We start from the raw sequence: 13076 nt of genomic DNA, 5'->3' as shown, positions 1-13076 counted from the left end.
TAATTAAAGCATGTTAAGATATGCTTATGCAAGGGTTTCAATCAAAGATGACTTGAATTTGCTGTTTGAATAGCTAGCTAGCGCTACCTTTTGCTCTATCGACGTGTGAAAGGAGTGTTATGGATAGCTACGATAATGTGGTGATTGGCAGCGGACACAATGCCCTGATTGCGGCAGCCTATTTGGCGCGAGCAGGCAAATCGGTGTTGGTGCTCGAAAACAACGATCGCATTGGTGGCCTTGTCCGCACAGAAGAACTAACCTTGCCTGGCTTCAAGCACGATGTCTATTCCTCGGCCCACCCGCTTTTTACGACCAGCCAAGCCTATGCTGAGCTTGGCGCTGATTTAACCGCGCGCGGTTTGCGCTACATCAACACCGATATTCCAACTGGTGTATCGTTTAGCGATGGCCGCACCGCGATTTTGCCTCAAGCCTTCGAGGCTGTGTTGGCTGAGGCTGAGCGCTTAGCAACGGGCGATGGCGCAATCTTTGGTCAAATGCTTGGTGCATTCAATCCCTATGTTGATGATGTGTTTCGCTTGTTTGCCATGGATTTGCAAGCGCCCGCAGCACAAACGATTATTCAACGCTTGCTGCATGGCGAAGCAGGCTACTCGCCATTTAGTAAGTTGCTGTTTGAAACAGCGCGCCATGTGGTCAGTCCATTTCAATCGCCAGTGATGCAGGCTATGCTTGCGCCATGGGTGATGCATCTTGGCCGCAATCCCGATGAAATTGGCAGTGGTTTGTGGGTTTATCTGATTGTATTGGCAACGATGGGTGCTGGCATGGCCACGCCTGAGGGTGGCAGTGAGCAATTAGCCGTGGCTTTGGGCCGTTTAATCAGCGATCATGGCGGCGTGATTCGCACCCAAACCGCAGCAACCAAAATTGTGCTCGATAATGGCAAGGCCAGCGAAGTGCATACTAATACTGGCGAGGCCTTCAAGGTGCGCGAGCATGTGATTGCGTCGGTCAATCCTGATCAACTGTATTTGCGCTTGTTGGCCGATACGCCGCAGCTGGATCATGTGCTGCAACAAGCCAAAAATTATCGTTATGGGCGGGGTTGCGTGCAAATTCATTTGGCGCTCAGCGAGCCGCCGCGTTGGCCTGATGCCCGCTTTAATCGGATTGGCCAGCCGCATTTAACCGATGGCTTGAATCAATGCACCTTAGCGGTTGCTCAAGCGATGGCGGGCTTGTTGCCGAGCAATCCAACCTTTACTGTTGATTGCCCAACCAACCTCGACCCAAGCCGTGCGCCTGCAGGCAAGGCGATTATGCGCGTGCAAGTGCTCGAAGTGCCGTGCCGCCCACTTGGCGATGCTGCTGACCAGATTGCGGTTGGCGATGGCACATGGACAGGCGATCTAACCAAGCGTTTTGTTGAACGCATTTTAGCAATCGTTGAACGTCATATTCCGAATATTCCTTCGAGTGTTTTGGGAATAAACGTGATTACGCCAACCAACTTGGCGCAATTTAGCCCCAATCTTGGGCCTGGCGATCCCTATGGTGGCGCGCATGATCTGGCGCAAAGCTATGTGTTGCGGCCAATGCCAGCCCAACCAAGCCATCAAACCTTGGTGCCAAATATCTTTATGCTAGGGGCCGCAACCTGGCCGGGCCATGGAATTAATGGCGGTTCTGGCTATATTGTGGCCAAGCAATTGTTAAGTTAATTGGCTCGGCGGCGCTGCCGCTGCCAACTAATGCCATGCCACACGGCTCGTAAGCAGGCTAACCATGCGATGCCGCCAATCCAGCCAGCGCTAATATCGGTAGGATAATGGACTGCAAAAACCACGCGTGAGATGCCAATTAGCACAGCCATGGCAGCCAAAGCGCTAAGCATTCCCCAACGCCGTTGTTGGCGCTGGTCATAACTAAGGGCGATTGCCAAACTGCCGTACCACGCTGCGGCTGCCATGGCATGGCCACTGGGAAAGCTATAGGTGCTAATCTGGTAGGCTGGCTCGAAGATACTGGGGCGTGGCCGCTCGAAGCCCTGTTTGAGCACCGTCATCCAAATTGCCGCGCCAAGCAGGGCTAACACGATTAAGCTCAAGCGGCTGCGCCATGCTGCTGGCTTGCGCCGATAAAGCCAATAACCGACGATGAGGGTTTGGAAACTTAAGCCATAGAGCGTGCCAATCCAGGTTGCCAGATAAAAAATTGGCGTGAGATAGGGCTCATGGCTGCGCAACCAAAACCCACCAGCCAAGCCATCAAGATCAAATTGGTTAATGTCATTATTAATAAAGCCTGAAAGCCACCAAAAAATGGCAATCAAGCCAGCAGTGGCGGCGGTAGAAATCAGAATTGCGCGCAAGCCGCCGATTGCAGTTTCGGAAACATCAGGTTCCCATGTGTTGTTGGTTTGCGATTGTTGCATCGAATAGAACTCCATTAAGCTAGCTAGTGGGCCACTATAGCAGGCTTAAGGCCAACAAAAAAACCACGGAGCCGAGGAATTGGCTCCGTGGTTGTTCAATACTGCCGAGTATGACTAGATCCGGCTGCGGCCCCACCCAAGGTAGAGACCTGCCCCGATTAGCACGATCGGCACCCATACCATACCAAGACTTAGGAAACCTGGCAAGGTGGTAATTGCGATAATCGTACCAACAACAAACAAAATCGAGGCCGGAATAAAGCCCCAAAAGCCGTTGGTGCGAAACAGCGGCTTGCCAAGCAGGCCAATTGACCCAAAACTCAAGGCCAAGCCCCAAACAACCGATATCCCATTAGTTAGCTCGGCAAAGGGAATCCCAACCGCAAGTCCAGTCAGAATTGCTGCGGGAATAAACAGCCCAAACAGGCGTTTGGCAAAGGCAAAGAAAAAGAAACAGCTGGCAATCGTAAATAAAATCATGCCTGCAATAAATGAATCGGAATCGATCCCAAAATCAGTGCCGCCCATCAAACGCGCTAGAAACCATAAAACCCCAAACACGATCAAGCCAATTGCTGCAATACCGCGCGAATCGCGCTGGGCAGTCAGTTGATCTAAAAGTTTGTTGCTTGGCGCTTGTTGATTGGTTTGATAGATCGGATATTGAGCTTGGGCGGCCTCAATTTGGCGCGCGCGTTCGGTATCGTGATCGGTATATGGTTGCATAACTTCCTCCTATGGTTTTGGCCTCGATTGGACGACAACAATTTCACAGTTGTTGCAGCACTGTGAATGAATATGAAATTGATTTGCGCTTTCAGCTTGACTCTCTTTGTATAATAGCCTGCACCGGTCGTTTTGGCTATATCCAGTTTGCTGATTAACTGCATTGCGCTTAATTGGCGCTGCTTTAGGGATGTTATGCGCTTGATCTCGGTTCGTTGGTTGCTGCTGTTCAGCATTCTCGGTTTGTTTGGGCTTGGCTATTTAACCCCGACCAAAGCCCAAATTGCTCCTCCCGTTTCCAATTCTCGTGTTGCTGCAAACCCAAATATGTTTAATTGGAATACGTTTCAGCCGATTCCTTTGGCTCGTTTTGAGGCTGGCGGGGCAATCGTTGGCGATAGCTTGTATGTGATTGGCGGGTTTTACACCAACCAAGTGCAGGCCACCGATACAGTTTTTGCCTATAACATCACTACCAATCAATGGCGAATTTGCGCAAATATTCCCGAAGCGATCACCCATGCGCCAGTTGTTGCCGATGGGGATTTAATTTATGTGCTTGGTGGCTATATTGGCGATTCGCCAGGCGGCAGCACGCAGCATGTGTGGGTTTACAACACCATTACCAATGCTTGGAGCCGTGGCCCAGATTTGCCAGCAGATCGGGGCGCAGCTGGAGCAACCAAGTTGGGCCGCGAAATTCACTTTTTTGGCGGTGCACATCGCCGCGATCGCCAGCTCGAAGAATGGGACAGCGACCAGCATTTTGTGCTTAATTTGGATACCCACGTTTGGCGCACCGCCGCACCCATGCCCAACGCCCGCAATCACCTTGGCGCGGCAACGCTGAATGGCTATATCTATGCGATTGGCGGCCAATATTTAGCCGCTGAATCGACGAGCAGCCAAGTTGAAGTTGATCGGTATGATCCGAGCAGCGATAGCTGGACGCGCGTGGCCGATTTGCCCAAAGGCCGCGGCCATATCACCTCGTCGGTGTTTGAAGTCGATGGGCGAATTATGGTTGTTGGCGGCTCTGTCAACGGTGGCGATTATGGCTTGGCTTCCGCCGATGTGATGCTCTATGATCCCAACGACAATGTTTGGATGAAATTAACCTCGATTCCTGGCGTGCGCAAAACTCCAGTGGGCGCAGCTTATGGCAATAAAATTTTGGTTACAACTGGCGGCTATGTGCCCAACCCAGAAATGTGGATTGGCCAGCTTGAAGATCATTGGGAACTGGCTCGAACCTTGCCAATCTCGCTCGGTGAGGCTTCTGGCGGGATTATTGGCAATAAAATGTATTTGGTTGGCGAGAGCAATGGCGCGACGGCGGCCTTCGATCTTGGTGCGAACTCGTGGAATGCTGGTTTGGCGCAACGCCCATATAAAAGCCATAGCCACACGGCCCAAGTTTGGAATCAACGACTCTATTTGTTCGGCGGAGCAGGCACAAGCGCTGGCAAAGTCCAAATCTATCAGCCTTCGAGCAATACTTGGTCGCAAGGCGCGGCGATGCCATTTGCCACCATGGCCGCTAGCTCTGCATTAATTGATGGCAAAATCTATGTTGCTGGCGGGATTGTGAGCGGCAATACCTCAAATTATCATGCGGTCTATGATCCCACAGCCAATACGTGGGCTTCGTTGCCAACAATGCCCTTGGCGCGCAATGGCGCTGCTGGCGGCACTGATGGGCGTTATTTCTACTTGTTTGGCGGGCGAGCCAGCGGTACAACTGGGGCGGCCAGCGCCGATGTGCAAATCTATGATCCGCTAACCCAAACATGGACGAGCAGCGTGAGCGACCAGACAATTCCGCCTTTGCCGCAAGCGCGGGCGGATCTTGGCCAAGCCATTTGGTACAAAGGCGAATTTTATCTAATGGGCGGCTCAGATCAAGCGAGTGTCAGCGATCGGGTTGATGTGTACAATCCTGTGACGAAGCGTTGGCGCAGCGTGGCTGCCATGCCCACAGCACGTCAAGGTCATGCGCCAATGTTGGTTGGCGGGCGGATCTACGTGCCTGCTGGCGGAACCCAAGCCACGAGCAGCCAATCGCGTATTTTTGAGGTTTATAATCCTGGGGCTGCTACCCAAGCGCCTGCAACCGCCACCCCAACCGAAACTAATACGCCAACTGAAACCGCGACTAACACGCCAACTGAAATACCAACAGAAATGCCAACCGCAACCGCGACTAATACGCCAACGAATACGGCCACGGCCACGCCAACGGCGCTTCCGACGAATACGGCAACCGAATTGCCAACAGACATGCCAACAGCAACGAGTACGTCAACCGATGTACCAACGGCAACACATACGCCAACCGAATTGCCAACATCGAATCCGACCAATACATTAATACCAACCGCTGTACCAACAGCAACGGCGACGGCAACGCCAACTCCCAGCGTGACTGCAACGAGTACGCCGACCGAATTGCCGACAGCAACCGATTCACCGACGGCAACCCTAGCTGAGCAACGAATTCGAATTTATGTGCCGTGGGCTAGTAAATAGTGGGGTGTTTATTGTTGGGTGTTCCCTCACCCCCCAGCCCCCTCGCCCACTGCACGCGGGCGAGGGGGAGCACCTATTTTTATCGGCAAATTGCGATAGAACCACACGATTAAAGCCCCTCGCCCGCCGCGTGGGAGAGGGGTTGGGGTGAGGGGATCTTAACGCCTACCCCTGTAAGCACCCCCTAGCCCCCTCTCCCACTGCACGCGGGCGAGGGGGAGCACCTATTTTTATCGGCAAATTGCGATAGAACCACACGATTAAAGCCCCTCGCCCGCGCACGGGAGAGGGGTTGGGGTGAGGGGATCTTAAACCGACCCTTGAAAGCCAACCCCCTGCTCCCACGAAAACACTGGCGGGGGGAGTATTAGTTTTTACGACGAAACGAGGCCAGAACCACGACGTTAAAGCCCCTCGCCCGCGCACGGGAGAGGGGTTGGGGTGAGGGAATGCCTACGCTCATTTCAGCCCAATAAATGCCAGCCAATTACCGCCCAATCGACGATGACAATTGCTATGAAGGTGCTGCTAAGGCAACAATGGCCAATTACAAACAGCAAGCCTGCTGGCCAATCGCTATGCTTGAAATAGCTAAAATCAACCACAACCCTAGCCGTCCAAAAAAGCCCGTTGAATGCAACCAAGCCTAAAGCGGCTGGTTGGCCTTGCAAAATATCGCTTTTGAGCCACGCCAATAAGCAGCCAAAAACGATGATACACAACACAATAAAGCCGCCATATGTCCACATAATTTTGCGATTGAATGGAGTTAATTGAGCGAGATCGTTGTGCCAATTGAGCCGTTTGGGCACTTGAAAACTCGCGATCAAAATCACGGCGTGGGCCACTGCTGCCAAACTAAGGCCCCAACTCAAATACCAATCAAGCGTTTGGCTATGCAAGCGTTGTTGGCCCCAATGCAGTGCCGGAACAATCAGCGCTTGGCGAAATTGACCATGAAACAGCCATGGCAATGGCCCAACAATCGCCAGCCATGTCCAACAGCGCAAAAGCCATTGCGGCCAGCGTTGCGCCAGATTAAACTTGCGTTCAAGCCACATTAGCCCTGCGTGGAGGCCAAAATAGGCCATTGGCTGACCCCAACCAGCTTGGGCTGGGTAGCTTAAACCAAGTTCATGGAAGATTCCAGAGAGCAGAAATATGCCAAGCACCATACTCGTTGGGCCAAAGCGGGCGAGCGGACGCAAAAAGAGTTGCTTGTTCATTTCCACAAAGGCCGTATTCCAGCGCACGCTCCAAAAATCGCGCAACGAACGGCTGCGCAATGGCTGGCGAAATAATGCGGCAACCGGCCAGCCCCAATACCATAAGCCAGCGTTCAGCCAATGGGCAAGGCCAAAATGGCCAAGCCCCAAGATACTCAGAAGAAACATCCAACTTGCCGATTCTTGGCCGAGCCATGGCAAAAGATAGGCGCTCAGCACCAATCCACAACTGCCAGCCATTACCCCAACCCAACCTTGAATAATTGTGGGGCCAAGTTCACGCTGAATTTGGCGGCGTTGGCGAAATGGTGCTGGATTCATGCCCGGCCAGATTGTCATAAACAAACCTAAGCCTAAGCGCGAATAACGCCGCAATTCTTGGCGGGGGAGCTGCAAAAGCACCCTCGCTTTGAGCAATAAAATCAATCCAGCGGTGCTGGTTAGTAGCCGTTGCCACGCGGCCAAATCTGCTGCTAGCCATAAACTGAATGCTCCACCAGCCCCCAAGATGCCCCAACCCACACCAGAGCGCCAGCGATTGGGAAGATACCACGCACTCGCAACAATGCCAATCCAACAGCTTGGCCAGTACATCCACCAGATTAATGTTTGCATCGTAGCCTCATTTGCTTCAAGCTTATCAACCTGAGCTGAGCATAAGGCCACGCTGTTACGCGGCTGTTACAACCTTATTGGGCTTGGTGCAAAAAATCGAGCACACGCTGATTGAATAATTCGGGATTATCCATGTTGGCGCAATGGCCAGCGTTTGGCAACACATGCTGCTCAGCGCTTGGCTGGCGCTGCTGCCATTCGCGGCCTGCTTGCACAATAATTGCCTGATCATGCTCGCCAACCAAAATCAATAATGGCTGCTTTGGGGCTGCTTGGTTTGGGTGCATCAGTTGATTTAATTTGCTCATTAATCGAAACGATGAGCGCGAAAAATGCTGCATGCGTTGGTAAAACAAGGTTTGGCCTGCTGGATACAACACGCTCGTTTTGGCAACATACCGCCGAAAACGCTCCATCGAAAATATGACCAAAAACACCCATTTCAGCATTTCTTTGCGTTGCGCCCGCATGACCGCTCGTTGATCGCCAAAAATGCTGTAGCCACCAACCACAATCAGGCTTTTGACCAAGGCGGGATAGCGATAGCAAAATTCTTGCGCGATGAGTGAGCCAAGCGAAACCCCCAACACATGGGTTTGCTGCTGGTTTTCTGCCTGCAAAATCGCCGCCACATATTCTGGAGTGCGCTCGATTCCAATCAAGCTTTGGTTTGGCTGCGAACGGCCATGGCCTGGTAGATCGATTAAGATAACATAATATTGTTTGGCGAAAATTTCAATCTGCTGGACAAAACATTGATGATCGCCAAACGCTGGGTGAATCAACACCAAACTTGGGTTACTGGGATTGCCTAGGGTGTAGTAGTGCAAATCAAAATTGTGCAATGACATTATTTTGGCGTGTAGCTCTTCACTCATGGCTCGTTTCCTCAAGCTTGGTTAGTAGTTGTTGATACCAGTTGATGCTGAAGTTGTAGTAGGCCACGCCATATTCCAAAGTCAGCCATTGAAAATCGGCGATTGCTTGCTGGTGTGGGTCAACGTTGGTTTGTTCGCGCTCGCGCAGCAAGCTATTGAGCTGGGCATGCACGATTTGCAAACTTGTGAGATGTTCGCGCACCAGCCGCAGCCGCTCGCTTGGCGTGAGAAAGCCCATAAAAAACAAGCGCGTCAAGGCTGGTTCTTTGACTTTCTCTTGGGGAATGGCACTTGCCAGCCATTGCTCGAAGGCAATTTTCCCCACGGGCGTGAGGCTGTAGATTTTTTTGAATCGACCAGCTTCAATCTGTTCTTCCACGGTAACTGCTTGCTTAGCGATCAGTTTTTCGAGTGCGCTGTTGATGCTGCCAAAACTTGCACTATAAAACAGCGAGATCGTTTCCTCCAGAATTTTCTTGATTTCGTAGCTGCTGCGCGGCTTGAGCAGCAATAATCCTAAAATTACATATTCCATAATATATCCTTAAGTTATATATCTAATAGTAATATGAATTTTGCACTTGTCAAGCGATTAGGTGAGTAGCAGTTTGAAGCGCCAGCCCTGATTTGCTATGATCAACAGTGAGTTTTGGAGCGCAATGCTTGTTATTTGGGAGGTCGCTATGGCTCATTCATCAGACATCAAACCAGAATCGTGGCTGGTTTCAGCGGGGCGTGGTTCGCAGCCAGGCGATTCGCTGAATGTGCCGCTTGTTCCAGCCTCGAACTTTCTGATTGGCAGTGGCCGCGAATACTCGCGCGACGATGGCACGCCAACGTGGGAGGCACTTGAAGCTGTCGTTGGTGGCTTAGAAGGTGGTAAAGCGCTAGCGTTTGCTTCGGGCATGGCGGCAATTGCGGCAGTATTTGATCAACTGGCGGTTGGCGCGCTGGTGGTATTGCCTGATGATTGTTATCAAGGCGTTGCTGGGCTGGCCATGGCTGGAGCTGAACGCGGGCGTTGGTCGCTGCAGCGCATTGCAGTTGATGATACTGCTACGTGGGTTGCTGCGTGTGCTACTGCCGATTTGATTTGGCTCGAATCGCCATCAAATCCATTGCTAACGGTTGCCGATTTAGCGGTTATTTGTGCTGCGCAGCGCAAAGCAAGTGCGATTGTTGCGGTCGACAATACCTTTGCGACCCCGCTCAACCAGCAGCCGCTCAAATTTGGCGCAACTGTCGCCTTGCAATCGGCAACTAAATTTATTGGCGGGCACTCAGATTTGTTGGCTGGTGTTGCGACGACCAATGATCTTGCCTTCTGGCATGCGCTTAAAAAATCGCGTGAATTAACTGGAGCTACACCAGGCACGCTTGAAGCTTTTTTGGCAGTGCGTGGAGCGCGGACTTTGGCGGTTCGGCTTCAGCGGTCGCAACAAAGCGCGATGTTGCTAGCCGAGCGGCTTGAGGGACATTCGCAGGTTATGCGTGTGCGCTATCCTGGCTTGGCCTCGCATCCAACTCATGCTACGGCGAAACGAGTGCTCAAAGGCTTTGGCACAATTATTTCGTTTGATCTGGTGGGCGGAGCTGAGGTTGCCGATGAAGTTTGCAAGCAGGTGCAATTAATTCAGCATGCGACCAGCCTTGGTGCCGTTGAATCGACGATGGAACGGCGGGCGGCAATACCGGGGCAGGAGCATCTGCCGCCATCGTTATTGCGTTTGAGCGTTGGGATTGAGGATGTTGAGGATTTGTGGACTGATCTTGCAGCAGCGATCGAGGCTGCAACCAGCTAAATAGTAGTGCGTGGCATGATCGCGATTCGACATCCTGCATGCCGACGCTGGTGGGAAACGCAAGAGTTTCAAGGCTCTGCGTTTCCCTTTAATATCGATTGATGAATAGTTAACTGAACCCTGACCCCTGAAATCTGCCACCTCGTTTTTAGGCAGCTGGCCCAGCTACGCCAATCACATAGCGATCGGCGGAGAGCAAGCGTTTGGCAGCGGCATGAATTTGCTCAAGTGTTACCGAGCCAATAATTTCGGGGTAGCGTTGAACATAATCCAGCCCAAGCTTGAATCGCTCGATATTTAAGAGCATGTTGGCGATGCCGCTATTGGCTTCAAGGCTAATGCCCAACATACCCGTGAGATAGGCGACCGAATCGCTGCGTTCGAGTTCGCTAATGCCTTCGGCCAGCAAGCGATCAACTTCCTCTTGAATTGCGTTGAGTGCGCGATCAACGTTTTTGGCATTGATCCCTGCATAGACGACCCATGCGCCTGCTCCAACATCGGCATCAATGCGGCTGGTGGCGTAATAGGCCAAGCCTTGTTTGTCGCGCACATTCTCACCCAAACGGCCCATCAGGCCTAATTGTCCAAGCACCAAATTGGCCATCATGGCTGCATAAAAATCGGGGTCGGTGCGGGCTAAGCCTGGCACTGCCCAAACAAGGTCAGATTGGGTTTTGCCTTCAACCACAATTTCGCGGCGTTGCACCTTTTGCGGTTGCGCAACTTCTGGCACATTGGTGGTTGGCGGCTCGCCTTGGCCTTGCCAATCGCCAAACCAGCGCTCAACTTCGGCCAAAATCGTCGTTTCATCAATATCGCCAACAATCGCAATGGTGGTTGCTGCTGGGTGATAGCGCTTGGCAAAGGCTGCTAAATCGGCGGTCGTGATGGCTGGCACGGTTTCGAGCGAGCCATTGGGCGACAAATAATACGGATGATCGCTGGGATACAGCTGTTCGCGGGCAGCCTTTGATGCTTGCGAACGTGTATCTTGCTCGCTTTGGCGGAGCATCGTTACAAATTGGGTGCGTAGGCGCTCAATCTCGCGTTCGGGGAAGGTTGGGTTGCGCAGCACATCAGCCAATAATTCTAAAATTAATGGTGCGTCATCGCTCAGCGCTTTACCCCCAAACGATGTGGTGTGGCGGCCTGCGCTGGCGGCAATCGAGCAGCCGCGATCTTCGGTGAGATTGGTAATATCGTGGAAGCTGTGTGTGGTTGTGCCACGATTGAGCGCCGAGGCAGTGAACACGGCCACGCCATTTAATGCTGCTGGTTCGTGCACTTGACCAAGCGCAATTTCGCCTTGAATGCTCACGGTTGGGCTGTTGGGATTGCGCTGCAATAACACAACAATTCCATTGCTGAGCACATGGCGGGTTGCCTGCGAGCCATTATTAGCAGCGGCAGTTGCTTCATCCTCAGCGGCTTTGGCATTATAAAAGCTTAGCGCTGGGTGAAATGTGCGGGCGGTTGGGGTAATGTGGCCACCGCCGCTGCTATTGCTTGGGGTGAAAATTCCCACATTGCGTTTTTGTGGCGCAAGGTATTCTTGGGCAACTCGTTGCACATCGGCAGCGGTAACAGCAGCAATCTCTTCCAACGAACTATCGGCGCGCTCGTAGCTATCGAGGGTTTGCCACATACCCAAAACCATGGCCTGATTGCTAATGCGTTCGAGGCTATAGGCTTGTTGGGCACGCACTTGACGCTGAATTTTGTGCAATTCTTCAGTGCTAATTGGCGTTTGTTGTAGCTTTTCAATTTCGCCATAAAGCGCTTGCTCAACTTGCTCGACTGTGCGATCAGGCCGCACGGTTGCACCAACTTCAAATAAAAATGGATCAAGTGTCGCCATAAACGACGAATAGGCCCCAGTGGCCAACTCGCCTTCGACCAAAGCCCGATATAAGCGGGCTGAACGATTGGTTTGAGCGCCGCCACCTGTGAACGACGGCGATTTGCCGCCGGTCAAAACAGCATCAAGCACCGTTAAGGCAGCCCAATCGGGCGAGGTTGCTGGTGGCGCATGGAACGCAACTTGAATCATCGAGTTGGGTCCGGGCCGCGAAACATGAACCCGCCGTTCACCTTGTTGCTCTGGCTCTTCGCCGCGCACTTCGGGCAATGGCAATCCTTGAGGAATCCGTCCATACAATTCTTCGATTTGCTTGAGCACTTCGTCGGTTTTGAAAGCGCCGACCACGACGAGTACAGCATTGTTGGGCGCATAAAAGGTTTTATAGTGGGTATATAAATCTTCGCGGGTCATGGCACGCAGGTCGCTCTTCCAACCGATTACGCCATTCCGATAGGGGTGAACCTTGAAAGCGGTGGAGCGTAATTCTTCATCAAGCCAAAAACTCGGGCTATTTTCGTTGCCCTCGCGTTCGGAGATAATCACCGTGCGCTCGGAAGCGACCTCATCAGGATCAAACGATGAATTGACCATGCGATCAGCTTCGATTTGCAAGCCCAATTTCAAGCGATCGGCTGGCAATGTTTCATAATAGGCGGTGTAGTCGATCCAAGTAAAGCCATTGAAAGTACCGCCATTGCGGGCAATTGTCGCATCGAAGGCACCTTTGGGCATCGAGGGCGTGCCTTTGAACAACATATGCTCACACCAGTGCGAAATGCCCGAAATTCCCACCCGTTCGTTGCGTCCGCCAACTTTATACCAAATCCAGTTGGTGGCGATTGGCGCGGTATGGACTTCGCGGGTAATCACGGTCAAGCCATTGGGCAGCCGATGAACATTGGTTGCAAGTGTCATCATCTGTCTCCTGCAAAAGAAACCTGAGAGTATTATAGAACCGAAAAGCTGGCCGCGCTGCTTACAAGCTATTAACATTCACACTGCCAAAATCCCACTTAGAGGGGACAAAGTACGGGC

Annotated in this window: 9 protein-coding genes; 3 read left to right on the top strand and 6 right to left on the bottom strand. The window is 52.2% G+C overall.

Annotation, left to right across the window (positions count from 1 at the left end):
* Nucleotides 1–119: 119 nt before the first annotated feature.
* Entirely contained in the window at nt 120–1688 is a 1569-nt protein-coding gene (locus tag C5S61_RS11650; protein ID WP_110515229.1) for a phytoene desaturase family protein, read from the top strand.
* Here the strand turns inward: C5S61_RS11650 and C5S61_RS11645 are convergent.
* Nucleotides 1685–2401 (bottom strand): phosphatase PAP2 family protein, encoded by a 717-nt coding sequence (locus C5S61_RS11645; protein WP_164689397.1) that lies wholly within the window; start codon nt 2399–2401, stop codon nt 1685–1687. The two genes, C5S61_RS11650 and C5S61_RS11645, sit on opposite strands and share 4 nt — an antisense overlap.
* A 114-nt stretch (nt 2402–2515) precedes the next feature.
* Nucleotides 2516–3127, bottom strand: a complete 612-nt coding sequence (locus C5S61_RS11640) for a hypothetical protein (RefSeq protein ID WP_110515227.1) — start codon at nt 3125–3127, stop codon at nt 2516–2518.
* Between the two features lie 195 nt (nt 3128–3322).
* Here C5S61_RS11640 and C5S61_RS11635 point away from each other — a divergent pair, with 195 nt between their 5' ends.
* Nucleotides 3323–5656, top strand: coding sequence for a Kelch repeat-containing protein (locus C5S61_RS11635; RefSeq protein WP_110515226.1), 2334 nt, complete (start codon nt 3323–3325; stop codon nt 5654–5656).
* A 464-nt stretch (nt 5657–6120) separates the two neighbouring features.
* Here the strand turns inward: C5S61_RS11635 and C5S61_RS11630 are convergent, their stop codons facing one another.
* The 3 genes from C5S61_RS11630 to C5S61_RS11620 form a co-directional block, all read right to left on the bottom strand.
* The gene (locus C5S61_RS11630) at nt 6121–7497 is read right to left on the bottom strand and encodes a wax synthase family protein (protein ID WP_110515225.1); all 1377 of its coding nucleotides are present in this window, start codon (nt 7495–7497) and stop codon (nt 6121–6123) included.
* Nucleotides 7498–7571: 74 nt separating this feature from the next.
* On the bottom strand, nt 7572–8375 hold the full coding sequence (locus tag C5S61_RS11625) for an alpha/beta fold hydrolase (protein ID WP_110515224.1): 804 nt from the start codon (nt 8373–8375) through the stop codon (nt 7572–7574).
* On the bottom strand, nt 8368–8910 hold the full coding sequence (locus C5S61_RS11620; RefSeq protein ID WP_110515223.1) for a PadR family transcriptional regulator: 543 nt from the start codon (nt 8908–8910) through the stop codon (nt 8368–8370). Before C5S61_RS11620 ends, C5S61_RS11625 begins: the two co-directional genes overlap by 8 nt.
* A 148-nt stretch (nt 8911–9058) precedes the next feature.
* On the opposite strand from C5S61_RS11620, the gene C5S61_RS11615 reads away from it, so the two are divergent.
* The gene (locus tag C5S61_RS11615) at nt 9059–10177 is read left to right on the top strand and encodes a trans-sulfuration enzyme family protein (protein WP_110515372.1); all 1119 of its coding nucleotides are present in this window, start codon (nt 9059–9061) and stop codon (nt 10175–10177) included.
* Between the two features lie 148 nt (nt 10178–10325).
* Here the strand turns inward: C5S61_RS11615 and C5S61_RS11610 are convergent, their stop codons facing one another.
* Complete coding sequence (locus tag C5S61_RS11610; protein ID WP_164689395.1) at nt 10326–12956, bottom strand: M16 family metallopeptidase; 2631 nt, start codon at nt 12954–12956, stop codon at nt 10326–10328.
* Nucleotides 12957–13076: the final 120 nt, after the last annotated feature.

Source organism: Herpetosiphon llansteffanensis (assembly GCF_003205875.1).
Classification (GTDB): domain Bacteria; phylum Chloroflexota; class Chloroflexia; order Chloroflexales; family Herpetosiphonaceae; genus Herpetosiphon; species Herpetosiphon llansteffanensis.
Note: the sequence above shows the minus strand (reverse complement) of the source record. Positions and strands in the feature narration are given on the sequence as shown.

Coding starts and splice junctions, on each gene's coding strand:
- C5S61_RS11640 (WP_110515227.1), bottom strand. CDS start 3,127: ATGCAACCATATACCGATCACGATACCGAACGCGCGCGCCAAATTGAG.
- C5S61_RS11645 (WP_164689397.1), bottom strand. CDS start 2,401: ATGCAACAATCGCAAACCAACAACACATGGGAACCTGATGTTTCCGAA.
- C5S61_RS11630 (WP_110515225.1), bottom strand. CDS start 7,497: ATGCAAACATTAATCTGGTGGATGTACTGGCCAAGCTGTTGGATTGGC.
- C5S61_RS11620 (WP_110515223.1), bottom strand. CDS start 8,910: ATGGAATATGTAATTTTAGGATTATTGCTGCTCAAGCCGCGCAGCAGC.
- C5S61_RS11635 (WP_110515226.1), top strand. CDS start 3,323: ATGCGCTTGATCTCGGTTCGTTGGTTGCTGCTGTTCAGCATTCTCGGT.
- C5S61_RS11625 (WP_110515224.1), bottom strand. CDS start 8,375: ATGAGTGAAGAGCTACACGCCAAAATAATGTCATTGCACAATTTTGAT.
- C5S61_RS11610 (WP_164689395.1), bottom strand. CDS start 12,956: ATGACACTTGCAACCAATGTTCATCGGCTGCCCAATGGCTTGACCGTG.
- C5S61_RS11650 (WP_110515229.1), top strand. CDS start 120: ATGGATAGCTACGATAATGTGGTGATTGGCAGCGGACACAATGCCCTG.
- C5S61_RS11615 (WP_110515372.1), top strand. CDS start 9,059: ATGGCTCATTCATCAGACATCAAACCAGAATCGTGGCTGGTTTCAGCG.